Source organism: Roseofilum capinflatum BLCC-M114 (assembly GCF_030068505.1).
Taxonomy (GTDB): Bacteria; Cyanobacteriota; Cyanobacteriia; order Cyanobacteriales; family Desertifilaceae; genus Roseofilum; species Roseofilum capinflatum.
The window spans coordinates 98,204-121,252 of sequence record NZ_JAQOSO010000074.1 but is presented as its reverse complement, the minus strand read 5'-3'; the positions used below and the strand labels follow the sequence as shown (position 1 = coordinate 121,252).

At 47.1% G+C, this 23,049-nt stretch carries 20 protein-coding genes; 14 read left to right on the top strand and 6 right to left on the bottom strand.

Annotated elements, in window-relative coordinates:
• The first annotated feature begins 235 nt into the window (after nt 1-235).
• Genes clpB through coaE form a run of 6 tightly spaced genes read left to right on the top strand, consistent with a single transcriptional unit; the run spans nt 236 to nt 7,924 of the window.
• A complete protein-coding gene (gene clpB / locus PMG25_RS12825; protein WP_283767299.1) occupies nt 236-2,884 on the top strand; it encodes an ATP-dependent chaperone ClpB in 2,649 nt (882 codons plus the stop codon).
• Between the two features lie 12 nt (nt 2,885-2,896).
• Nucleotides 2,897-3,853, top strand: coding sequence for a hormogonium polysaccharide biosynthesis glycosyltransferase HpsE (hpsE, locus tag PMG25_RS12820; protein ID WP_283767298.1), 957 nt, complete (start codon nt 2,897-2,899; stop codon nt 3,851-3,853).
• 4 nt (nt 3,854-3,857) lie between these two features.
• Nucleotides 3,858-4,904, top strand: coding sequence for a glycosyltransferase family 4 protein (locus PMG25_RS12815; protein ID WP_283767297.1), 1,047 nt, complete (start codon nt 3,858-3,860; stop codon nt 4,902-4,904).
• 18 nt (nt 4,905-4,922) lie between these two features.
• Nucleotides 4,923-6,089 (top strand): glycosyltransferase family 4 protein, encoded by a 1,167-nt coding sequence (locus PMG25_RS12810; protein ID WP_283767296.1) that lies wholly within the window; start codon nt 4,923-4,925, stop codon nt 6,087-6,089.
• 14 nt (nt 6,090-6,103) lie between these two features.
• Nucleotides 6,104-7,273: a glycosyltransferase family 4 protein gene (locus tag PMG25_RS12805; protein ID WP_283767295.1), complete on the top strand. Its 1,170-nt coding sequence runs from the start codon at nt 6,104-6,106 to the stop codon at nt 7,271-7,273.
• Nucleotides 7,274-7,321: 48 nt separating this feature from the next.
• Nucleotides 7,322-7,924, top strand: coding sequence for a dephospho-CoA kinase (coaE, locus tag PMG25_RS12800; protein ID WP_283767294.1), 603 nt, complete (start codon nt 7,322-7,324; stop codon nt 7,922-7,924).
• On the opposite strand, the gene PMG25_RS12795 is transcribed toward coaE, so the two are convergent.
• Nucleotides 7,919-8,446 (bottom strand): gamma carbonic anhydrase family protein, encoded by a 528-nt coding sequence (locus PMG25_RS12795; RefSeq protein ID WP_283767293.1) that lies wholly within the window; start codon nt 8,444-8,446, stop codon nt 7,919-7,921. The genes coaE and PMG25_RS12795 overlap by 6 nt on opposite strands.
• Nucleotides 8,447-8,565: 119 nt before the next feature.
• On the opposite strand from PMG25_RS12795, the gene PMG25_RS12790 reads away from it, so the two are divergent.
• From PMG25_RS12790 to PMG25_RS12780, 3 genes are read left to right on the top strand one after another with little or no spacing between them, the layout of a single operon-like run.
• Entirely contained in the window at nt 8,566-9,075 is a 510-nt protein-coding gene (locus tag PMG25_RS12790) for a TIGR02652 family protein (protein WP_283767292.1), read from the top strand.
• A gap of 11 nt (nt 9,076-9,086) precedes the next feature.
• Nucleotides 9,087-9,503: a VOC family protein gene (locus tag PMG25_RS12785; protein ID WP_283767291.1), complete on the top strand. Its 417-nt coding sequence runs from the start codon at nt 9,087-9,089 to the stop codon at nt 9,501-9,503.
• A gap of 14 nt (nt 9,504-9,517) precedes the next feature.
• Nucleotides 9,518-10,237 (top strand): class I SAM-dependent methyltransferase, encoded by a 720-nt coding sequence (locus tag PMG25_RS12780; RefSeq protein WP_283767290.1) that lies wholly within the window; start codon nt 9,518-9,520, stop codon nt 10,235-10,237.
• Nucleotides 10,238-10,291: 54 nt separating this feature from the next.
• Here PMG25_RS12780 and PMG25_RS12775 read toward each other — a convergent pair whose 3' ends face one another.
• The 3 genes from PMG25_RS12775 to PMG25_RS12765 form a co-directional block, all read right to left on the bottom strand.
• Nucleotides 10,292-11,290, bottom strand: coding sequence for a transaldolase (locus PMG25_RS12775; RefSeq protein WP_283767289.1), 999 nt, complete (start codon nt 11,288-11,290; stop codon nt 10,292-10,294).
• A 253-nt stretch (nt 11,291-11,543) separates the two neighbouring features.
• Entirely contained in the window at nt 11,544-11,915 is a 372-nt protein-coding gene (locus PMG25_RS12770; RefSeq protein ID WP_283767288.1) for a cyclic nucleotide-binding domain-containing protein, read from the bottom strand.
• Between the two features lie 235 nt (nt 11,916-12,150).
• Nucleotides 12,151-13,785, bottom strand: coding sequence for an alpha-D-glucose phosphate-specific phosphoglucomutase (locus PMG25_RS12765; RefSeq protein ID WP_283767287.1), 1,635 nt, complete (start codon nt 13,783-13,785; stop codon nt 12,151-12,153).
• 220 nt (nt 13,786-14,005) lie between these two features.
• Here PMG25_RS12765 and pgsA point away from each other — a divergent pair, with 220 nt between their 5' ends.
• From pgsA to PMG25_RS12740, 5 genes are all read left to right on the top strand, one after another.
• Nucleotides 14,006-14,536: a CDP-diacylglycerol--glycerol-3-phosphate 3-phosphatidyltransferase gene (gene pgsA, locus PMG25_RS12760; RefSeq protein ID WP_283767286.1), complete on the top strand. Its 531-nt coding sequence runs from the start codon at nt 14,006-14,008 to the stop codon at nt 14,534-14,536.
• A gap of 137 nt (nt 14,537-14,673) precedes the next feature.
• Nucleotides 14,674-15,450, top strand: a complete 777-nt coding sequence (locus PMG25_RS12755) for a calcium-binding protein (protein ID WP_283767285.1) — start codon at nt 14,674-14,676, stop codon at nt 15,448-15,450.
• 259 nt (nt 15,451-15,709) lie between these two features.
• Nucleotides 15,710-15,859 (top strand): hypothetical protein, encoded by a 150-nt coding sequence (locus tag PMG25_RS12750; protein WP_283767284.1) that lies wholly within the window; start codon nt 15,710-15,712, stop codon nt 15,857-15,859.
• A gap of 3 nt (nt 15,860-15,862) precedes the next feature.
• Nucleotides 15,863-17,269 (top strand): serine/threonine-protein kinase, encoded by a 1,407-nt coding sequence (locus PMG25_RS12745; RefSeq protein WP_283767283.1) that lies wholly within the window; start codon nt 15,863-15,865, stop codon nt 17,267-17,269.
• A gap of 46 nt (nt 17,270-17,315) precedes the next feature.
• Nucleotides 17,316-20,366, top strand: coding sequence for a calcium-binding protein (locus tag PMG25_RS12740; RefSeq protein ID WP_283767282.1), 3,051 nt, complete (start codon nt 17,316-17,318; stop codon nt 20,364-20,366).
• A gap of 228 nt (nt 20,367-20,594) precedes the next feature.
• On the opposite strand, the gene PMG25_RS12735 is transcribed toward PMG25_RS12740, so the two are convergent.
• Both PMG25_RS12735 and PMG25_RS12730 read right to left on the bottom strand, forming a co-directional pair.
• The gene (locus PMG25_RS12735; protein WP_283767281.1) at nt 20,595-21,725 is read right to left on the bottom strand and encodes a glycosyltransferase; all 1,131 of its coding nucleotides are present in this window, start codon (nt 21,723-21,725) and stop codon (nt 20,595-20,597) included.
• A 103-nt stretch (nt 21,726-21,828) separates the two neighbouring features.
• On the bottom strand, nt 21,829-22,983 hold the full coding sequence (locus tag PMG25_RS12730; RefSeq protein ID WP_283767280.1) for a UDP-sulfoquinovose synthase: 1,155 nt from the start codon (nt 22,981-22,983) through the stop codon (nt 21,829-21,831).
• Nucleotides 22,984-23,049: the final 66 nt, after the last annotated feature.

Below are 23,049 nucleotides of genomic sequence, written 5' to 3'. Positions count from 1 at the left end.
GGGTGGGTTCAGATGGGCGATCGCCACTCTCCTAGCTCTTGCACAACCCACCCCTACAGTAAATTATCGTAGGGTGGGCAGGAGAGTATTGTGAAATTTGAACGATATTGCGGCTGGTTCTGCCCACCTTGCCCACTTAATTAGGTGATGTAGGGGCGAACGGCCGTTCGCCCCTACAGAATTGATCATTATAATAGATAAGCTTATAGCGAAACGATCGCCAATTATCCTAACCATGCAACCAACTGACTCATCTAAATTTACCAATAAAGCTTGGGAAGCCATTGTCAACTCTCAGGATATCGCTCGACGGGGGAAACATCAGCAGTTGGAAGTCGAGCATGTGGCGATCGCTCTTTTGGAGCAAGGAGGCCTGGCGAAAACTATCTTAGAAAAGGCGGGAATTGACCCAGCGCGGTTATTACAGCAATTGACCCAGTTTGATGCGCGGCAGAAAACCACCTACAATGTTGACCAACTCTATCTCGGTCGCAGTCTAGATAAGCTGCTCGATGAAGCTGAAATTGCTCGGCAAACCTGGAATGATGAATATATTTCCGTCGAGCATATTTTACTCGCTTTAGCCGAAGATCAACGGATTGGCCGGGAATTGGTGCGTCGGTTTAACCGCACCCGCACGCAACTGGAGCAAACGATCAAGGATATTCGCGGCAGTCAAACGGTCTCCGATCAAGCCCCAGAGAACCGCTACGACGCTTTGGAGAAGTATGGGCGAGATTTGACAGAATTGGCGCGATCGGGCAATCTAGACCCGGTTATCGGGCGGGATGAGGAGATTCGGCGGGTGATACAAGTCCTGTCGCGCCGACGGAAAAATAACCCGGTGCTTATTGGGGAACCGGGGGTGGGAAAAACGGCGATCGCCGAAGCCCTAGCACAGCGTATCGTTAATAATGAAGTGCCAGAGTCCCTGAAAAACCGGCAACTGATCACCCTGGATATGGGCAGTTTAATCGCTGGAGCCAAATATCGGGGAGAATTTGAAGCCAGACTGCGGGCAGTTTTGCGGGAAGTCACCCACTCCGAAGGGCAAATTGTCCTGTTTATCGACGAGCTGCATACGGTGGTGGGAACTGGTTCCGGACAGTCGAGCGCCATGGATGCCTCCAATTTACTCAAACCCATGTTAGCGCGGGGCGAATTGCGCTGTATTGGGGCAAGCACCCTGGATGAATACCGCAATTATATTGAAAAGGATGCGGCCCTGGAGCGGCGCTTTCAACAAGTATATGTCGATCAACCTGGTGTTGAGGATACCATTTCCATTCTGCGGGGATTAAAAGACCGCTACGAAGTCCACCATAGCGTCAAGTTTACGGACTCAGCCCTAGTTGCGGCGGCGAAGTTATCGAACCGGTATATTACTGATCGCTTCTTACCCGATAAGGCGATCGATCTGATTGATGAAGCGGCCGCTAAATTAAGAATGAATATTACCTCGAAACCGGTGGAATTGGAAACCATCGATCGCCGAATCATGCAGCTAGAGATGGAAAAAATCTCCCTAGATGGGGAACAGTTGAAGGAACCCCAAGAAAAAGTCAGACGCATCGAGCAAGAGATTACCGAACTCAAGGAAAAACAGAAGACATTCAACGATCAATGGCAAATGGAAAAGCAACTGATCGATGATATTAAGATCCTCAAAGAATTAGAAGAACAATTGCGCGTGCAAATCGAACAAGCCGAACGAGCCTATGATTTAAATCGGGCTGCCCAACTCAAATATGGCAAATTAGAGAAAACGGAACGGGAGCGAGAAACTAAAGAAGGGCAACTACAAGCCTTGCAAGAAACGGGATCGACTCTATTGCGCGAACAAGTCACAGAAGCAGATATTGCCGAAATTGTCGCCAAGTGGACGGGAATTCCGGTTAATAGTTTACTCGAATCTGAACGGCAAAAACTGCTACACCTCGAAGACTATTTACACGAGCGCGTCGTCGGTCAGCATGAGGCTGTACAGGCAGTTGCTGAAGCCATACGCCGCGCCAGAGCCGGAATGAAAGATCCCGGTCGTCCCATCGGTTCCTTCCTGTTCATGGGGCCGACAGGGGTGGGAAAAACGGAATTAGCGCGATCCTTGGCTGCCAGTTTATTCGACTCGGAAGAAGCCATGGTCAGAATTGATATGTCCGAGTATATGGAGAAACACGCCGTTTCCCGCTTAGTCGGTGCGCCTCCGGGATATGTGGGATACGAGGAAGGGGGACAACTGAGCGAGCAAGTCCGTCGTCGTCCCTATTCTGTGGTGCTGTTGGATGAGGTGGAAAAGGCGCATCCAGATGTATTTAATATTCTGCTGCAAGTCCTCGATGATGGTCGAATTACGGACTCCCAAGGACGGACAATTGATTTCCGCAATACGGTGATTGTGATGACCAGTAATATTGGATCGGAGCATATTTTAGATGTTTCTGGCGATGATAGCCAATATGAGGAGATGCGGAAACGGGTACAAAAGGCACTGCGGAAGCAGTTTCGACCGGAGTTTCTCAACCGCGTCGATGATATCATCCTCTTCCATGCCTTGGGTAAAGGGGAATTGAGCAATATTGTCCATATTCAACTCAAACGCACCGAGCAGTTGTTAGCGGAACAGAAGATTACGCTGAAGATTACCCCGGCGGCGGTTGACCATTTGGTGGAGGCGGGCTACGATCCGGTGTATGGGGCCCGTCCCTTGAAGCGGGCGATTCAAAAACAGGTTGAGAATGCGATCGCCACCCAAATTTTAGACAATACTTTCCTAGAAGGCGATACCATTATCATTGATTGCCAAGACGGTGCATTAACCTTCAGTAAACCCAAGGATGCCACTGTATCCCCAGAACCCGAACCGGTTGCATCTGTCTCCGAGTAAGGAGAGTAAACAATGTCTGTCCAATTTACAGTTGCAATTCCCACCTATAATGGCGCAAACCGATTTCCAGAAGTATTGGATAAGTTGCGCCAACAAACTGGGGTTGAGTCCCTGAGTTGGGAAATTATCCTAGTTGATAATAATAGTACAGACAGCACCGCTCAAGTGTTCCAAGAGTACCAAAAAACTTGGGATTTAAACATTCCTTTGCGATATGAGTTTGAACCCGAACAAGGCGCAGCGTTTGCTCGCCAGCGAGCGGTGAAAAAATCGGAGTCTGAGTTAATTGGCTTCTTAGATGATGATAATTTGCCGAGTGACAATTGGGTATATTCTGCCTTGAAGTTCGCACAAGAGTATCCCCAAGCGGGCGCATTTGGCAGTCAAATTCATGGACAATTTGAATCTCCCCCTTCAGAAGAGGTTAAACCCCTTCTCAGATTTTTGGCCATTGTCGAACGAGGAGATCAGCCCCTAGAATACAGTCCCAAAAATAATCTATTACCTCCTAGTGCGGGGTTAGTGGTTCGCAAACAAGCTTGGTTGACTAGCGTCCCAGAAAACCTGATTTTAACTGGAAGAGTAGAAGGAAGTTGGTTAACCTCTGAAGATTTAGAGACTTTATCTTACCTTCGCAAAAATGGCTGGGAAATTTGGTACAATCCCCAAATGGAAATCGATCATAAAATTCCAGATTCTCGTTTACAGCGCTCCTACTTACTCTCTCTACTTCAGGGAATTGGCTTGAGTCGCTATGTAACTCGAACCATTAATTTTAAGCCTTGGCAAAGACCATTAATTTATCCCATGTATATGGTCAATGATATCAGAAGAATGATTCTATTATTTTTGCGTTACCGAACTCAAGTTAAATCCAATTTGACTGCTGCTTGTCGATTGGAGATGCTGGTGAATAGCTTGAAAAGTCCATTCTATTTGTGGAAAAATAAATATCTAGATAAAGTATAAGTTTATGAAAGTGCTTGCTTGGCCGGCGTTCAAAACTCGATATCTTAATCCTTATAATTGGTTATTATATCAACCCATGGCTCAACAAGGAGTCGAGGTGGAAGAGTTTTCATTTAAGCGGTTACTGAGCAAGCGCTATGATATTTTTCATCTCCATTGGGCTGCGGAAACGATTGTTCGCCATCCTAGTTCCATAATGGCATGGGTTCGCGCTCGGATGATGTTAGCCTTAATTGATTGGGCTAAATTTAGAGGAACTCGAATTGTTTGGACATTTCACGATAAAATTCCCCATATTGTGCTTCATCCCAAAGTAGCAGAATGGTTTCAAGGGCAACTGCTCAAGCGCATTGATGGCTATATCAGCATGTGTCAGATAGGCAAAGAGCTTGCCCAAGAATGCTATCCTAGCCTCAGAGAGCGTCCTTGTGGGATAATTCCCCATGGTCATTATCGGGGAGAATATGCCGATGAGTGCGATCGCGCCACTGCCCGAAATCAGCTCAATATTCCCCAAACCTCCAATGTTATCCTATTTCTCGGATACATTGCCCCCTATAAAAATATTCCCCTCCTAATTCAAACCTTTCGAGAATTAAACGATCCTGACGCTATTTTACTCATTGTTGGCCGTCTCGATCTTCCAGAAATGCAAGGGGAACTCGAAAAGTCTGCTCATCAAGATTCCCGAATTCGTCTGCTGTTCGGATATGTCCCTAATGAAGAGCTGCAATTTTATTATAGAGCCGCCGATTTAGTTGTCCTTCCATTTGCAGAAATCCTCAATTCTGGAAGCGCTTTATTAGCTTTATCCTTCGATTGTCCGATCCTGGTTCCGAATCAAGGAGCCATGGCTGAACTGCAAACCTGGGTTGGTTATGATTGGGTAAAAGTCTATGAAAATGAGTTAAATGCTAATCTGCTCAAAGAAAGTTTAGAATGGATACAAAAACCGCGATCGCAACAAGCTCCTTTAGAACAACTAGATTGGAAACAATTAAGTTTCGATACCATAAAATTTTATCAAAGTTTATGTTCTAAGTCAATTTAAGTTTTAGGAATTGTTGAAATGAAACTCGCATTTGTAACCCATTCGGATCTATACAACTCCAAAAGTTGGCCCCGTGGCTCGGTTGGTAACTGGGGAAGCAACTACTGGATGGCGAAAATGTTGGAACAGCAGGCGGAGTCGTTTTTATATATTGGTGCGCTACAACAGAAGCATTCAATTTTTGCGAAGTTAGAACGGCGATTTTATGAAACCATATTTTCTCAACAAGAGTATCTCTATTGGGCGGAACCTTCGGTGAATCAAAACTATTGCCAGCAAATTATTCGTCAATTAGAATTATGGAAACCTGATATTATTTTTTCTCCCAATCTTCTTATTTTAGCTTACTTAAAGTATAACTGTCCCAAAGTCTTGTGGACAGACACCACTTGTGGGGGAATTCCAGAAGTCTATCGAAATACATGCTGGCGATCTAAGCAATATTTAAAAGCCATTGATTTCCGAGCATTACAGAATGTTGACCTGGCTATTTTTTCCTCGGATTGGGCAGCAGAAACAGCCAAAAAACTATATAATGTTAACGCCAACAAGCTAAAGGTGGTGACTACGGGGGCAAATATGGAGTGCGATCGCACCCCAGAAGAGATTCAGCATATCATTGGTGGGAAGTCGAAAGCCACGTGCCATCTGTTGTTTATCGGTGTAGACTGGTATCGCAAAGGGGGTAATATTGCCTTAGAAGTGGGGCGATCGCTACATCAATCTGGATTTCCGGTTCAGTTAACCATTGTTGGAACCCGTCCACCCACCGATCAAACGATACCGGATTTTGTCACCGCGATCGATTTTATTGATAAATCCACAGATAAGGGACGAGAACAACTCAACTCAATTTTTGCCCAGTCTCATTTTCTGATCTTACCCTCCAGAGCAGATGTAACACCAGCAGTCATCCGGGAAGCAAGCTCTTTCGGACTGCCGAGTTTATCGACGAAAGTGGGAGGTATTCCCACATTAATTCGGGAAGGTAAAAATGGTAAAACCTTTGCTCTCAATGCCAAAATTGAAGAGTATCACCAGTATATTCAATCCACATTCTATGATTGGGAAACTTATCAGGATTTAGCCACTTCTTCGTTCCAAGAATATCAAGATCGCCTCAATTGGGACAAGGCTGGAGAATTAGCTTATAAGCTGATGCAAGATCTAATCAAAAAACCTTAAGATGAGATAAAATAATGCAACTCGATTATATAACTACCTATGATGTATTTAAGCCCTCTAGCTGGCCCAAGCAACATATGGGAATGTATACTGCTGGTTCTTATTTGTCTCAAGAATTTCAAGCACAAGACTTTACCTTAAACCATCTCGGCCCTTTAGAAAAATATAAGACTCCCGTCACACGATTAAAATGGCTATTTTATCGCAATTTATTTAAACAAGATTATTATAGTTGGGCAGAACCTGTAATTTTGAAATCCTATGCTAAACAAATTGAGAAAAAGTTATGTAATTCTGCTGCTAGGCTGGCACTCTGTCCAGAAAATGCGATTCCTTTTGCCTACTTAAAAAGCCCTAAACCTCTAGTTCTATGGACAGATGCACCTTTAGGGAGTTTAATCAATTTTTATTCTTATTTAAATAATTTGTCTGGTGAAACAACAAGAAATATTTATCGCTTAGAAAAGTCAGCTTTTGATCGGTGCGATCGCCTGATTTTCACATCCGATTGGGCTGCCGAGGAATCAATGAAAATTTATAATTTGCCCTCTGAGAAAGTGAGCGTTATCCCTTGGGGAGCGAATCTGAAAAGTACAAGAACTTTATCCGATATTGAATTATCGATTCAAAACCGAAACCCCGATCAATGTCAACTGTTATTTATCGGTGTAGATTGGGAACGCAAAGGAGGGGATTTTGCGGTAGAAGTTGCCAAAAACTTAAACAATGCAGGAGTAAAAACAGACTTAAATGTAGTGGGATGTCAACCCCCTAAATGGGTATCAAGTCTCGATTTTGTTAATATTATTGGATATATCGATAAATCCACAACATCTGGACAACAACAACTCGATCATTTATTTTCTGCGTCTCATTTCTTAATATTACACACTTTAGCCGACTGTTCTCCTCATGTTTTAATCGAGGCTAATTCCTATGGTGTGCCTTGTGTCAGCACTAATATTGGTGGAATTCCGACGATTATTCAAGATGGAAAAAATGGAAAGACATTTTCCTTGGAAACTGAAAGTTCAGTTTATAGCGAGTATATCCTAGAGATGCTACACAATCGAGAAGCGTATCAGTCTTTGGCTCTGTCTTCATTTCAGGAATACGAGTCTCGGCTGAATTGGAAAATAGCTATCAGAACGTTCAAAACATTGATTCAAGAACTTTTGGGTTAGCTAATGTTTTAGATGATGAAGATCAAAATGACAAGGGACGATCGATCAATGAGTCGAAAACAAGCGCAAATTGGAATTACTGGAGGAATTGCGACGGGAAAAAGTACGGTGACTGAATATCTGGAAAAACGCTATGGTTTGCCGGTGTTTGATGCGGATGTTTATGCGCGGGAAGCGGTAAAACCGGAATCGCCGATTTTTGAGCGCGTTGTGCAACGATATGGGGAGTCGATTCAGTTACCGGAGGGGGGATTAAATCGCCAGCAGTTGGGGGAGATTGTGTTTAAGAACTCCACAGAGCGACAGTGGTTAGAGGAGCAAATTCATCCCTATGTGCGCGATCGCCTCTACACTATCCTTAACCAATCCTCTCCCCAGGATACCCTCGTCTTCTCCATTCCCCTCCTGTTTGAAGCCCAGATGAGCGATCTGGTCGAGGAAATTTGGGTGGTGTACTGCTCTGAGGAACAACAACTCAAGCGGTTGATGCAGCGCAATCAGTTAACCTTAGAACAGGCACAGATGAGAATCGACAGTCAAATGCCTTTAGCGCAAAAATGCCAAAAAGCCGATCGCCTGTTAAACAATAGCTCGACTCAATCCCAGTTATGGGTGCAAATCGATCGCATCCTGGAGTCCTCGAAGCTATAAGGACTCTGTGAAGCCTAAATCTGTACCCTGATTAGCATGAACAAGGGCTAACTGATAATACTTCTGAGCATGTTCGATTAAATGATCCGCTTCTTCTTGGGTGACTTCCCGCGATCGCTTGGCAGGCATTCCCACCACCAGGGAAAAGGGAGCCACATCCTTAGTGACTACTGCACCTGCACCGACAATCGACCCTTCACCCACCGTTACCCCATCAAGAACAATTGCGCCAATACCAATTAACGATCCTCGCCCGATCTGAGCGCTATGGATCACCGCCCGATGGCCCACCGTGACATACTCTTCTAGAATCGTCGGCTTACCCGGATCGCCATGTAAAATGGCTCCATCTTGAATATTGCTATAGGCTCCAATCTCGATACGCTCGACATCTGCCCGCACCACTGCCCCATACCAGACACTAGAGCCTAAGCCCAATTGAAGATTGCCCACTAGGGTGGCATTCGCAGCAATAAACGCCGCAGAAGAGGTGTCTGGGGCTTCCCAGTAGGTAGGAAACATGGGATCGGAGGGATTCATATTGGGTTTTGACTCAAATAACAACCAGAGAAGAATACAGCAAAATTCTCCTGGTTATAATACAATCACAAAGTGCGATTTGTTGTGGCAAAAAACGCTTCATGATCAACCCCACGTTTCAATATCCTGTTTTTGGGCCAGAGATACAGTGTCCTCACTGTCGTCAAACCATTCCAGCGTTGACGCTGACGGATACCTATCTTTGTCCTCGTCATGGCGCGTTTGAATCTGATCCAAAGACGAAGGAGTTACTCCATATCCAGTCTGGCCGTCATTGGCGACTCTGGAAAGACCAATGGTATCGACAACATACCCATCCCGATGGAATTCGCTTTGAGATCCATGAGGCTTTAGACCGGCTTTATACTCAAGGGTATCGGGCAACTAAAATTATTATTGCTCGGCGCTATCAGGACTTAATTTATGCCTATTTGGAGCGCAATTCAGCTTGGCGCAATGGGGAAGATGCCCAAACGCCTAAATTATATGGGTTGCCGGTTGAATTTAGTCCCGATCCCTCCCAAGAACCCTGTTGGGAGGTGATTAATTTTGACTTGGATAAGGAACCGGGCGCACCGGTACGTTATCCCTATTTCCGTTTGTTTGAATAGGGTGTATGACCATGCACCATGTTTCAATTCGCACGGGTAATATCCATCAGGCGATCGCCTTTTATGAGATCCTCGGATTTGAGGTGACTGAGCGCTTTACCACAGGGATGACCTTGGCTTGTTGGCTGGAAGGGTTGGGAGGACGGATTGAGTTAATCCAAATTCCTGAACCTCGTCCGGCGGCTGATGCGTTTGGGGATGAGCATTATACTGGATATTATCATTTATCGTTTGATTTAAGCGATCGCGCCTCGGATTTACCAAGCTGGTTACAGGAGTTACAGCAAAAAGTGACGGCTTGTCCCGATCTTCCTCCCCTAAAAATATTATTGGCTCCCATGCAACAAATGATTGGCAATCAGGTTTATGAGGTGGCCTTTATTGCCGATCGGGATGGCTTACCCCTGGAATTTTTACGCCGGTTATAGAGGCATACCTAATCATGAAACCCTCCATGTCTCCCCAAGAGGCTCGCCAGTTGGCCCTTGCTTTCTTAGACCAAGCAGGACTCAATCGAGAGTTTGTGGAAAATGCTTCCTTAAAACCCGATGATGCAGAGATTTTGGTGCAGCTTTGTCCCCACAAACGTCCGGAAAAAATTCTAGAAGTGGGCACGTTTGTAGGTGTATCTTCTGTGGTGTTAAGCCTGTGTTTTCCTGACTCTGAAATGATCTGTGTCGATCCTGGTTTGCCGACGGGTTTGATGAATGGGTTGTGTGTGCGAAAATTTGAGATCCCAGACTACCCGCAAACCATGCTATCGTTTGTGGAAGCAGCGCTCACCCATGTGGGAGTTCGCGATCGCGTTAAGATCTATCAGGGCTTTTTCTCTTGCTGTTTCCCCGATAAGGGCGATCGCCAAAACGTTACCGATTATGGCGTTAATCTAGACCATTATGCCACCCTTGGCCCAGAAGTCTGTCAAACTCATAGCCCCTTTGATGTCGTTTTCCTCGATGCCGATCACCACACAGAAGCCGTACTTAGCGATCTGCTCCTTTTAGCGTCCCATCTCGCAACCGATGGGGCGATTATTCTCCATGATATGGGAGAGGATTTCTGGGGGCAACAAGTTCGCGAAGGGGTGCGCCAGTTCTTAAAAGTGCATCCTGAGTTTAGCTTAGAGCAACGAGGAGACTTAGGTAAACTTCAGCGCTCTTAAATACCCTATCGGTAGGGGCGAAAAATTTTCGCCCCTACTACCTTTTGCTACAGATTAAACAGTAACCATTTCTTCGACTTGATTTAAACGCTCTGCTAATAGACTCTCTAGCTCTTCTAAGGCTTTAGAAAATCCTTTAATTCCTTCGTCGAGTTTTTCTGAAGCCATCGGATCTTCGGCGTGCATTTTCTCAAAGGTTTCCTTATCCATGGGAATTTTTTCAATCTCCATTCCCTTCGCTGCTTCTGGATCGAGTCTGCGCGGCAATTCGCCACTGGTTGAATCCAGTTCAGCCAAGAGTTTCGGGGATATGGTGAGTAAATCGCATCCAGCTAATTGGGTGATTTCGCAAATGTTGCGGAAACTGGCTCCCATGATTTCCGTGGGATAGCCAAATTTCTTGTAGTAGTTGTAAATTTGAGTGACCGACAATACCCCCGGATCTTCGGCAGGAGGATAGCTATCCCGTCCGGTTTCTTTCTTGTACCAGTCTAAAATGCGACCGACAAAGGGAGAGATCAGGGTGACTCCAGCTTCGGCACAGGCGATCGCCTGGTGCAAGCCAAACAAGAGAGTTAAATTACAATGGATGCCTTCTTTTTCCAGAATTTCAGCCGCTTTGATGCCTTCCCAAGTGGAGGCAATTTTGATTAAGATGCGATCGCGAGAGACCCCAGCTTCTTCATATTGGGCAATAATATCTCTAGCCTTGGCGATCGTCGCTTCCGTATCATAGGATAAGCGAGCATCCACTTCCGTAGACACCCGTCCAGAAATAATATCCAGAATTTTTACTCCAAAGTCCACAGCTAAATGATCGAAGGCTAATTGAACCACCTCCTGAGTCCCTGCTGCATCTCCTAGATCTTTTCTGGCTTTTCTCAGGGTACTATCCACAATCTCTTGATATTCCGGCATTTGAGCGGCTGCGGTAATCAAGGAGGGGTTCGTCGTCGCATCGCGGGGGGTAAATTTCTCCATGGATTGCATATCCCCCGTATCGGCAACCACAACCGTCATTTGGCGCAGTTGTTCGAGTAGCGTCTGACTCATAATTATCTCCTAAAATGTCTGTAAATCGAGTAAGGTGTTGATAACTTAGACTTACCCAACTTAATCTTAAGAAATTTTTTCCAGGACTGAACTTAAATAACTCTTAAAAATTTAGGGGGGATGGCGAAAAAGTTTAAGGATTATTTTAGGATTGAAGTAACACCGTCAGAATACAGTGCTTTGCGCTTTCCTGTGGGAATGGGGAGGATGGGCTATTACCCATTACCCATTACCCATTACCAACCCGTAGCGCTTACATTTCATGCCGTTTGAGCCGTCGCAGGCGATCGGAATAACTCCGTAAAACCTCTAGGGCAAATTCTGGCGTTTCTTGCACCGCAAATAAAAAGCGCCTTCTATCGATAAAAGCTAAAGTACAATCTGTTTTAGCCACTGCGGTAGAAGCGCGAGTGCCTTCATGATGCACTAAAGCACCTTCTCCAAACACATCTCCCTGTTCAATGGTTTCTACGACTTTATCATTAACTTTTAATTCTACGGTTCCTTTAATAATGCCATACATATGTTCCCCTTTATGTCCATCTTCAAAAATAATATCTCCCGCCTTAAAATAGCGAGGTTCGGGTTGTTTTTGAAATAATTTAATCGTTTCTAAGGCGACCATAAACACTTAATTTATCTCCTATTGTGTTCAATCCATTTCTTGAAAAGATTCTAATTAATTGGTAGGGTGGGCACTGCCCACCCTACTGGACCGGCAAGCTTAAAATTGGGGGTAAGAGTGTAGGTTGGGTTGAGGAACGAAACCCAACACCCGTCTGACGAAAGTTGGGTTTCACTTCGTTCAACCCAACCTACAGTTTTAAGCTTGCCAAGCCACTACTGCTTAAAACGGGATGTTAAGTAATAACAGTGGGTTTATCCCGTCCGGTTAACGTGCGAATTTGGGCAATTTCATCAGCCAATTGAATTAAGGGGGCTAAAGCCTCTTGTGGGTCTTGATGATGGGCTTTAGAATCGGGTTCATACCGCTCTAAATACAGGCGCAAGGTTGCTCCTTGGGTTCCCGTTCCCGATAAGCGGAAGACAATCCGAGAGCCATCGGTAAAGCCAATGCGAATCCCTTGCTTACTGGCCACACTCCCATCAATGGGGTCAGTATAGCTGAAGTCATCGGCATATTTGACTTCATAGTTGCCATACTGTTTACCTTGGAGGGTGGGGACTAAGGAACGCAGGTTTTCCATTAAGGTATTGGCGGGTTCAGAGTCTACCCCTTCGTAGTCATGACGGGAATAGTAATTTCGACCGTAGGTTTGCCAGTGTTGGCGGACAATTTCCTCGACAGATTGCTTTTTAACGGCCAGGATATTCAGCCAAAATAAAACAGCCCAAAGTCCGTCTTTTTCCCGCACATGATTGGAACCGGTTCCGAAGCTTTCTTCGCCGCAAAGGGTGGCTTTTCCAGCATCAAGAAGATTACCAAAGAATTTCCAGCCGGTGGGGGTTTCGTAACAGTCAATGCCCAGTTTTTCAGCAACTCGGTCGGGGGCTTCACTGGTGGGCATGGAGCGGGCAATTCCGGCGAGGCCGTCTTTGTAGCCGGGGACGAGGGTGGCATTGGCGGCGAGGACGGCTAAACTATCGCTAGGGGTGACAAAAAAGTGGTTTCCTAGGATCATATTACGATCGCCGTCTCCATCGGAAGCTGCCCCAAAATCGGGCGCATTGTCTCCATAGAGAACTTCGACCAAATCATGGGCGTAGACTAGGTTAGGGTCAGGATGTCCGCCCCCAAAGTCTTCTAGAGGAACCCCATTTTGCACCGTTCCCGCAGGTGCGCCGAGCCGGTTTTCAAACAGTTCCTTGGCATAGGGCCCGGTGACGGCGTGCAGGGAGTCCATGCACATGCGAAACTGGCCAGAGGCTAGATAGTTGCGAATGACGTTAAAATCAAACAGAGACTCCATCAACTCGGCATAGTCAGCAACGGAGTTAATCACCTCTACGGTCATATCTCCGAGTTTGAAGCTACCCAACTGGTCAAGATTGAGGTCGGCTGCTTCTAAGATTTTATACTGATCGATGGTTTTGGAGCGATCGTAAATGGCACTGGTCACCTTTTCCGGAGCTGGCCCGCCATTACTAACGTTATACTTCACACCAAAATCCCCTTCTGGCCCCCCTGGATTATGGCTGGCAGAAAGAACAATACCGCCAAATGCATTATTTTTACGGATAATGCAAGAAGCCGCAGGAGTGGATAGAATCCCCCCTTGACCCACTAAAACACGACCCACGCCATTAGCGGCCGCAATTTTCAAAATCGTCTGAATCGCTGTTCGGTTATAATAGCGACCATCTCCACCCAACACCAAGGTTTTACCCTGAAAGTCCTCTAAACTATCAAAAATCGATTGGATGAAATTTTCCAAATAATGGGGTTGTTGAAAGGCCAGAACCTGTTTGCGTAAACCGGAGGTTCCTGGCTTCTGGTCGGTAAACGGTTGAGTTGAAATAGTTTTTATGCTCATAAATAGCTGATGCTCGGATCTTCAGCATCTTCATTTTCGAGCATTTCGTGCCTCTTGCAGCATTGACTTTGGCGTAGGAGCTGGATATTACAAAATGTTACATCTTGCTGGACTTCTCAAAGGGGGTTCAGAAACCAGACTTCTAGGAAAACCTCGGATAGTATAGGGAACAGAGGCAAGAAACCCGGTTTAATTTTACAGTTTTAATTTTTAAGTAATTATGACGCTTCCCAATTGGATTACATTTTCTCGCTTGCTGGGGGTTCCCTTTCTGCTCTACGGGTTGCTAGAGCCGACAGTAGAGCGGCGCTGGTTTTGTTTGGCGGTGTTTTTGGTGGCTGCGGGAACGGACTGGTTGGATGGCTATTTAGCTAGGCGGTTAGATCAAATCAGTGAGATGGGTAAGTTTCTCGACCCTTTGGTGGATAAGTTGTTGGTGTTAGCGCCGTTGTTGTCGTTGGTGGAGTTGGGGGAAGTGCCAGGTTGGGGAGTGTTTCTGATTTTAGCGCGGGAATTGGCGATCGCCGGATGGCGGGTGAATCAAACTACCGTTTCTGGTGCGAATCTCTGGGGTAAGCTGAAAACCGTAGTGCAGATTGCGGCGATCGCCTTTTTAATTGCTCCAACTCCCCTTTCTTGGACTGTGCCCATCTTAATCCTATTTTGGAGCGCTGTAGCCTTAACCTGGATTTCGGGATTCATTTATATTTGGCCCCAACCTGCACAGGAGTCCCCCTCATCTGTGCAATAAAACTTAATCCAATCCAAGACAATTTTAGGGAAAATCTGGGCATCCTTAATTCAGGGTTAATCTGCAATGCCCGATTAGGGATATCGATCAGCTCCTTTCCCTAGAATTGTTCATATCCACCTTAAATCGAGAGAATCATGGTAGCCATTACGACACCCGATAACCAAGATGCCCTCTTAATGGGAACGATCGATAATGACGAGATCTTAGGAAAAGAAGGCAATGACTACTTGTTCGGTTTAGAAGGAAATGATTCTTTAAGCGGTGCAGGGGGACGAGATTTTATTAGTGGCAATACAGGCAACGATTGGATCGTCGGTGGGGAAGGTAGCGATCTTTGTTATGGGGGACAAAATGATGATTCGATTAGTGGCAGTGATGGGGATGATTTCCTCTATGGAGATTTAGGGAATGATATCCTCAATGGGGATAGTGGCAATGATTTCTTTTTTGGTGGACAAGGCAACGATACTATTGAGGGGAGTATCGGGAATGATTTAATTTTAGGTGGGCAAGAAAATGATTCCCTAACCGGAGGAGCCGGCAATGATTTTATCTGGGGTGGACAAGGCCGCGATATGATTTCTGGGGGTGACGGAAATGACACCCTAAGTGGCGATCGCGGTGGCGGTATTTTATCTGGAGGAGCAGGTCTGGATACTTATATTTTACGGGCTTCTCTAGCAGGTGACTTTACCAGTATTCCTTTGATTTTTGGCTATCACGAAAATGAAATCATTGGTTTAGCAGGAATTAGTGTAAATGATGTAACCGTGGTGAGAACGGGGCATTTTGAAGCCAGAATCGATCAAATTAGTACAGGTGCAACGATCGCGTCGATCTACGGTATAAACTTTAGTTTGGTATTAAATAACCAAGTGATATTTGTAGAAGTAGATGTGGGATTGGCTTAAGTGCGATCAAAAAAATAAATTTTTCCTAAATCTATTCAACAAAAGAATATTCACAGGAATAAATTGGTACAATCGGACGATCCGCAGGGCGTTCATCAGCACTTTGGGATTGATTCAGACCCAAAAAAAAATTAAGTGAAAAATCCGTAATGGAGAAAATTGAGGATGTAGGACTAGATGGACAGGACTAACAGAACTTCAAACGTGATGTTCTGTAGAAGATGACCGGCTAGGTCAAATTCTATGGAAGTTATAAGAAGTGCTAAAAAAGAAGCCTCGTCTAAGAGCTTTGAAGGGGGAGGGAGCCAAATCGCTCCATCAACCCATTGGGGCGATCGCCGAAACAGGCGAGATAATGGCCTATCCTGTCAACAATGTTCTCCATCAAGAACCCTGGGATTCGGTGTGATTTATGCTCTTGTTACCTACTCCAGATTGGACGGGTCAATCGACTAAAATAAAGCCCAAATTAAACCTCGCTTTTGATCTCGAACAACAAAACCCTATGGTGTGGCAACCGGGACATCAACTCCAAGACGGTCACTATATGATCGCCGGGCAACTCGGTGAGGGCGGATTTGGCATTACCTATCTGGCTCACACGGAAACCGGCGAGAAGGTGGTGATCAAAACGCTCAATGAGAAGATCCGCAATAAAAAGGACTTCGAGAAATGTCAACAAGACTTTCTCAATGAAGCCCTGTGGATCGCTAAATGCTCCCATCCCCACATTGTGCGGGTGGAAGAGTTGATCCAAGAAGACCACCTGTGGTGCATTGTTCTGGAGTATATCGACGGCACAAATTTAGGGACTCTAGTCGATACCGAAGGAGCCTTACCCGAAGCCGAAGCCCTGCACTATATTCAACAAATTGGAGACGCTCTCAATACCGTCCATCATCAAGGGTTCTTGCATCGGGATATCAAACCGCTCAACATCCTGCGGCGCAAGGGTGAAGCCTCAACCACACTGATCGACTTTGGCATGGCTCGTAAATTTATGCCCAATCTCGTCCAAGGTCATACCGCTTATGTGAGTCGAGGATTTGCCCCCATAGAACAGTATGATGGGCAATCCTTTCGGGGCGCTTACACCGATGTCTACGGGTTAGCTGCTACCCTGTATGCATTGTTAACCGAAGAAGTGCCAGAGTCAGCAACCAACCGCGATCGCCGGGTGGCTCGCAATCAACCCGATCCGCTCATTCCACCGAACCAACTGAATCCGGTGATTAGCGATCGCACCAACGCCGCCATTCTAGCAGGCATGGCCCTCGAACCCGAAGACCGGCCCCAGTCGGTTCAGCACTGGTTCGATCTCTTGGGAATTGCCCTCATTTCCCCCCCTTGGCAAGCGCCCCCTGCCATCAACGACACCGAGCGTAAATGGAGTTCGGCTGTAGGCATGGACTACAGCACCTTAGAGCAACTCTTAGCCGCCGGAAATTGGCAAGAAGCCGATCGCCAAACCGACCAAATTTTGCTCGAAATTAGCGATCGTACCTCAGAAGGTAGTCTCACCGAAGAGCAAGTCAAATACCTGCCCGGTCGAGACCTGCGAACCCTTGACCGCTTATGGGTGCAATACAGCAACGGTCACTTTGGATTTAGCGTGCAAAACCGCATTTGGCGGTCACTCGACAAAAACTATCAAGAATTCGGCGATCGCGTCGGTTGGCGATCGCTAGGCCAGTCCTGGTTAGCCTACGCTAACCTCACCTTCGATCTCGGCGCTCCCCAGGGCCATCTTCCCACATGGGGAAGACGGGGACGCTTATGGCCCTACTTAGGATCGCGACTCAAACGCTGTGGACTCTAAGATCCCCAGCCCTACTCAATCTCAAGAGAATCAGGAGAATTAAAACATGGCATTCATTACTGCTGAATCCACCCTATCCGTTGAAGCTCTAACCTTCGTTAAAGTCAACTACGAAGCCGAACTGCAAGCTCACTTTGGAGTCAACGTCAGCGAACTCAGCGATGCACAAGTCGCTGAATTTGCCCTCGACATTTCCGTTCAAGTTCTTGGTAAAGCCATTATTTCCGTTGACAGTCAAGGACAAGGCAGCGTATCCGGCGATTTAAGCAACGGTCAAATCCTCATCGGTGGTGCAGGAAACGATCAAATCAATGGGGGAAATGGCAACGATGTCCTCATTGGTGGATCGGGAAAATCTAGAAAATCCGGTTCAGGCGGTGGCTCCGGTTCAGGCGGTGGTTCCGGTTCAGGCGGTGGCTCCGGTTCAGGCGGTGGCTCCGGTTCCGGTGGTGGTTCCGGTGGCGGTTCCGGTAACCTCTCCAAAATTTCCGGCCTATCCGGCGCTGACGGTGACGACGAAATGGACGGCGGTGCAGGTGATGATACCTGCCTCGGTGGAGCTGGGAACGACTCCTGCGCTGGCGGTGCGGGTGAAGACTCCTGTGTAGGTGGCGATGGTGATGATACCTTAGACGGCGGCGATGATAACGACACCCTAGATGGAGGAGATGACAAGGATACCCTCATCGGCGGTAATGGGGATGATTCCCTAGTCGGTGGAGACGGGGATGACTCCTGTGTAGGTGACGAAGGCAAAGACACCCTCGACGGTGGCAAAGATAAAGATACCCTTGAAGGCGGTAATGGAGATGATTCCTTAATCGGTGGCGATGGGGATGACTCCTGTGTAGGCGACGAAGGCAACGACACCCTCGACGGTGGCAAAGATAAAGATACCCTCGACGGTGGCAATGGAGATGATTCCTTAATTGGTGGCGATGGGGATGACTCCTGTGTAGGCGGTGAAGGGAACGACACCCTCGACGGTGGCAACGGCAAAAATACCCTCGAAGGTGGTGAAGGGGATGACTCCCTCATCGGCGGAAATCAGGATGATACCCTAGTGGGCGATGCCGGTAATGACACCTGTCTCGGTGGCAATGGCGATGACTCCTGTGTTGGTGGCGAAGGCGATGATTCCCTAGTCGGCGAAAATGGTAATGATACCCTCGTCGGTGGAGACGGCGGCGATACCCTAGTAGGCGGTAACGGCAAAGATAGCCTCGTCGGTGGCGAAGGAGCAGATAGTCTCGTCGGTGGCAATGGTAAAGATACCCTTGTCGGTGGCGATGTACTAGATGGTGGTGCTGATGATGACTTGCTCATTGGTGGAGAAACCACCACTGAAATTAAAGGGGGAGCTGGATTTGATATTGTCAGTTTCCTGAGTATTGAGCTAGACATCTCGATCAATATTGGCTTAACAATTAATGTTTCTGCCACCGGCACAACCACGGTGAGCGGCACTCTCGCTGGAGGGGGACAACTCAACAACCAAATGGAAGGGGTGGAAGGATTCACCGGTTCCACAGGTGATGACACCATGACCGGTAGCGAAAATGGTGATGCCCTCAATGGTGGAGCAGGTAATGACAACATTGATGGGGGAGAAGGGGATGATACCCTCACCTGTGGAGAAGGTAATGACACCTTAACCGGTGGCGATGGCATTGATATTGTTTCCTATGTAGAAGCCTCGGTCGGTGTGGAAATTAACCTGGAAACGGGTATCACGATTGTCGGTCAATTTGAGAATCAGATTAGCGGATTTGAAGGGGCTATTGGTTCTGACTTCAATGATGTGATTACTGGTGGTGCAGTTGCGGGCTTAAATCTGCAAGCAGGCGGCGGTAGCGATACCTATAAATTGACGGCTGCCAATGCTGTGGGAACCACGATTAAAGATGGTGGTGGTACTGATGATGTGATTGAGGTGGAAGGGGTTACCCTGTCTCTACCTCCGGAAGGTGAAGATGCAGCGCCAGCCACGGGAACGAAGGTCTTACGCGATGGCACTAATTTAGTTGTCGATCTCGATAATGATGGCCAGGTTGATGCAAGCAAAGACTTAGTGGTTGAAGACTTCTTCTCCTTGGAAAGCAATTCTGGAGGAGCCGGTGTTGTTGAACAAGTCGCTAATTTAACCAGTGCGGAAATTTTGGCCGCCTTCCCCAACCCCGAACCCCCAGCTTCTGGTTCCGGTTCGGGTACGTTTACTGACCCGGTTGCGCCTCCGAGTTCTTCTTCAACCACAACTACAACCGGAACGAATGTTTCTGTTGACTTCACCACTGAGTTTAATGTCAGTATCGGTAATGATGTGGTGATTGGTACAGCCGGAGCGAATACCATCTTTGGTTTGGCGGGTAACGATCAAATTGACGCTGGCGCAGGTGATGACACTGCCAATGGTAACCAAGGTGAAGACGTGGTTAACGGTGGCGAAGGGAATGATATCTGTTACGGTGGCCAAGGGAATGATGCTGTCAGTGGTGGCGATGGTAATGATATGGCTTCCGGCGATCGCGGCAATGATATCGTTAACGGAGATGCTGGCGAAGACCAACTCACCGGCGGTCAAGACAGCGACTCCATCGACGGTGGCGCAGACAACGATAACATCTTTGGCGGTCAAGGCAATGACCTCATCAACGGTGGTGATGGTGATGATGTCATCAGTGGTGATGCCGGTATAGACACCCTCATCGGTGGTGCAGGCAATGATGTCTTCGTTCTCCGCACCGGAACCGCAGCCGCAACCGCAGCCGAAGCCGACCTGATTTTAGACTACCGCGAAGGCGACACCATCGGCTTAACCGGTGGCATCACTCCCGATAATCTCACCTTCACCGTAGAAAACGGCAATACCATTATCGAAGTCAACAATAATGGCGTAACCTCCGTTCTCGGTATCGTCAACGGTGTAGCGCCTGAACAACTCACCTTCAGCACTGCCGATATTCAGGTTAACTTTACCGGTAATGTCTCCGTCATGAGCAGCGTCTTTGTCGGTGGCACTCTTGGTGGTCAAGAATTTGCCGTAGGTGCAACAGCGTTTGCCAGTGTTGACTTTAGCCAGTCCTTTGCTCTGGTATAGGTTCTCTATCCTGATAGTTTAGGTTCGGTTAAAACCTAATTTTGTAGGGGAGAAAAATGTTTCGCCCCTACTTTTTTTTATCGAGCTACCACAGCCAATCACCGTAGGGTGGGCAGATGAATAAGGCAACATCATTCAAAATCTACCAGCGAAACCTGCCCACCTTACTGATACAACAGTTTTAGCGGTTATGACGTTTAATTAAGGTATTTAGCGGACTGGGTATCACTAAGCAGCTAGGGGTTGCCGGGTATTCACCACCCCCTGATAATAGCGGCGCAATTGCCGCGTCGCCGCACTCCAACCCCAGCGTTCCGCCTCTTGGCGGGCATTCTGGCGCAGGGTTTCACGCTCCGCTTGATTATCGAGTAAAGCTTGAGTGGCTGTTATCGCTCCCTTATCATCCGTGGGGTCAAACAGGTAGCCGTTTACGCCATCAGTGACAATATCCGTGATGCCGCCGGTTCCCGCAGCGACGACGGGACAACCCGCAGCCATGGCTTCCAGGAGAACTAAGCCGAGGGTTTCGGTGCTGGAGGGGAAGATAAAGGCATCGGCGGAAGCGAAGGCGGAGGCTAGGGTTTGGCCGCGCAGATAGCCGACGAAATGGGTGGGAGTTCCGGCAAAATGTTCTTCTAAAACGGCGCGGTTGGGGCCATCCCCTACAAGAGCCAATCTAGCACCGGGGATACTTTCCAGGACGGGTTTAATACGCTCAATTTCTTTTTCTGCCCCTAAGCGTCCGACATAGAGGAGGAGGGGGCTGTCGGGATGGCCTTGGGAGAGGCGATCGCGCATTTCTCTAGAAGCTAAACTGGGATGGAAGAGTTCCGTATCGACTCCGCGCTGCCATAAATCCACCCGTTCAATCTCATGGTTGATGAGTTCTTGTACCATCACACTGGAGGTACAGAGGTTGAGATCCGCTTGATTATGGGCCCCTTTAAGCAACTCCCATAACACCGGTTCTAACATGCCTAACCCGTAATGTTGTAGGTATTGGGGCAGATGGGTATGGTAAGAAGCAACAAGGGGAATCTCCAACTTCTTGCCATAATAGAGTCCAGCTAAACCCAGGATCGCCGGGTTTGCCACATGAATGAGATCGGGATTAAAATCGGCGATCGCCTCCCCAATGGCTGGTCGCGGAAACGCCATTTTCAGCTCAGGATACCAAGGCAGGGGCATTCCCGATACCCCATAGATTTTCGCCCCCTTATATTCCGTCAGTCCCCCCTCTGGACAAACAATCAACACGCGATCGCCCAACCGTTGTAGATGATCGACCGTTTGCGTCAGACGAGTTACAATTCCGTCGATCTTCGGTAGAAAAGTTTCTGTAAATAGAGCAATTCTCATAAAAAAAGCGCCATCCTGAAAGTAATAAATAGGGAACAGTCACCAGCAATGTCCCACCTGGACATCGAAAAACCATCCATCTGGTAACTGGTGACTGAGCTAACTAATTCCGTCGCCAAGAAACTTTGGGAAGAATTTGAGTTTCATCGACCCGATCTTTGTAGTGTTGGGCCACATTAATCAAAGAATCGAGCAGCGACTCTTCTAGGTTATGCGGTTCTAATCCCAAGTCTTTGAGTTTGGTATTTTTGGCATTGAAATAATGCTCTTCCAATTCCACACGGGGATTATCCAGATGGTTAATTTCCACATTTAATCCCACATGCTTACCGGCTTTTTCAACCATGAGAGCCAGATCGCCGACGCTAAACATTTCGGTAAACTGGTTAAAGACTCTGAACTCACCGGAATTGGCAGGATTATTCACCGCAATTTCAATACAGCGCACCGTATCGCGGATATCTAAAAAGCCTCTGGTTTGTCCCCCTTTACCATAAACCGTGAGGGGATGACCGATCGCCGCTTGAATACAGAACCGGTTCAGCGCTGTCCCAAAGACTCCATCATAATCCAGACGGTTGATGAGCATTTCATCTCGTCTGGTTTGATCCGTATGCACCCCATAAACCACCCCTTGGTTTAGATCCGTGGCTCGCAGACCCCAAATCTTGCAGGCAAAATGGATATTGTGGCTATCATGAACCTTAGACAAATGATAGAAACTTCCCGGTTGTTTCGGATAAGGAAGGGTATCTGTCCGTCCATTATGGTTAATTTCGATATATCCTTCTTCAATATCGATATTGGGCGTTCCATATTCACCCATAGTTCCCAATTTTACTAAGTGGGTGTCTGGAAACTCCTCTTTCATGGCAAACAAAAGATTTAAGTTGCCAACCACATTATTGGTTTGTGTCATCACCGCATGTTCGCGGTCAATCATGGAAAACGGAGCCGAGCGCTGTTCGCCAAAATGGACGATCGCTTCCGGTTCAAATTGACGCAAAGAGCGAATCAAGAAATCATAATCATTGATATCGCCAATAAAGAGATCGATCTTTTTGCCGGTCAATTCATGCCATTTGCGTAACCGTTGCTGAATAGGTGCGATCGGTGTCAGGGTCTCAACACAAAGTTGTTGATCCCAATGACGACGCACGAGATTATCCAGAATCCCTACTTCATAACCATGGTCAGACAGATAGAGTGCGGTAGCCCACCCACAATAGCCGTCGCCACCAATAACTAGGACTTTCATAACGTAACTCGATTCAAAATCATTTACCGATACTCGGTCAATTTATCAGGTTTGTGTCCCCTGTGA

Bases quoted from the DNA above. Each gene is read 5' to 3' on its own strand.
- clpB (WP_283767299.1), top strand. From the start codon at position 236: ATGCAACCAACTGACTCATCTAAATTTACCAATAAAGCTTGGGAAGCC.
- hpsE (WP_283767298.1), top strand. From the start codon at position 2,897: ATGTCTGTCCAATTTACAGTTGCAATTCCCACCTATAATGGCGCAAAC.
- PMG25_RS12815 (WP_283767297.1), top strand. From the start codon at position 3,858: ATGAAAGTGCTTGCTTGGCCGGCGTTCAAAACTCGATATCTTAATCCT.
- PMG25_RS12810 (WP_283767296.1), top strand. From the start codon at position 4,923: ATGAAACTCGCATTTGTAACCCATTCGGATCTATACAACTCCAAAAGT.
- PMG25_RS12805 (WP_283767295.1), top strand. From the start codon at position 6,104: ATGCAACTCGATTATATAACTACCTATGATGTATTTAAGCCCTCTAGC.
- coaE (WP_283767294.1), top strand. From the start codon at position 7,322: ATGAGTCGAAAACAAGCGCAAATTGGAATTACTGGAGGAATTGCGACG.
- PMG25_RS12795 (WP_283767293.1), bottom strand. From the start codon at position 8,446: ATGTTTCCTACCTACTGGGAAGCCCCAGACACCTCTTCTGCGGCGTTT.
- PMG25_RS12790 (WP_283767292.1), top strand. From the start codon at position 8,566: ATGATCAACCCCACGTTTCAATATCCTGTTTTTGGGCCAGAGATACAG.
- PMG25_RS12785 (WP_283767291.1), top strand. From the start codon at position 9,087: ATGCACCATGTTTCAATTCGCACGGGTAATATCCATCAGGCGATCGCC.
- PMG25_RS12780 (WP_283767290.1), top strand. From the start codon at position 9,518: ATGAAACCCTCCATGTCTCCCCAAGAGGCTCGCCAGTTGGCCCTTGCT.
- PMG25_RS12775 (WP_283767289.1), bottom strand. From the start codon at position 11,290: ATGAGTCAGACGCTACTCGAACAACTGCGCCAAATGACGGTTGTGGTT.
- PMG25_RS12770 (WP_283767288.1), bottom strand. From the start codon at position 11,915: ATGGTCGCCTTAGAAACGATTAAATTATTTCAAAAACAACCCGAACCT.
- PMG25_RS12765 (WP_283767287.1), bottom strand. From the start codon at position 13,785: ATGAGCATAAAAACTATTTCAACTCAACCGTTTACCGACCAGAAGCCA.
- pgsA (WP_283767286.1), top strand. From the start codon at position 14,006: ATGACGCTTCCCAATTGGATTACATTTTCTCGCTTGCTGGGGGTTCCC.
- PMG25_RS12755 (WP_283767285.1), top strand. From the start codon at position 14,674: ATGGTAGCCATTACGACACCCGATAACCAAGATGCCCTCTTAATGGGA.
- PMG25_RS12745 (WP_283767283.1), top strand. From the start codon at position 15,863: ATGCTCTTGTTACCTACTCCAGATTGGACGGGTCAATCGACTAAAATA.
- PMG25_RS12740 (WP_283767282.1), top strand. From the start codon at position 17,316: ATGGCATTCATTACTGCTGAATCCACCCTATCCGTTGAAGCTCTAACC.
- PMG25_RS12735 (WP_283767281.1), bottom strand. From the start codon at position 21,725: ATGAGAATTGCTCTATTTACAGAAACTTTTCTACCGAAGATCGACGGA.
- PMG25_RS12730 (WP_283767280.1), bottom strand. From the start codon at position 22,983: ATGAAAGTCCTAGTTATTGGTGGCGACGGCTATTGTGGGTGGGCTACC.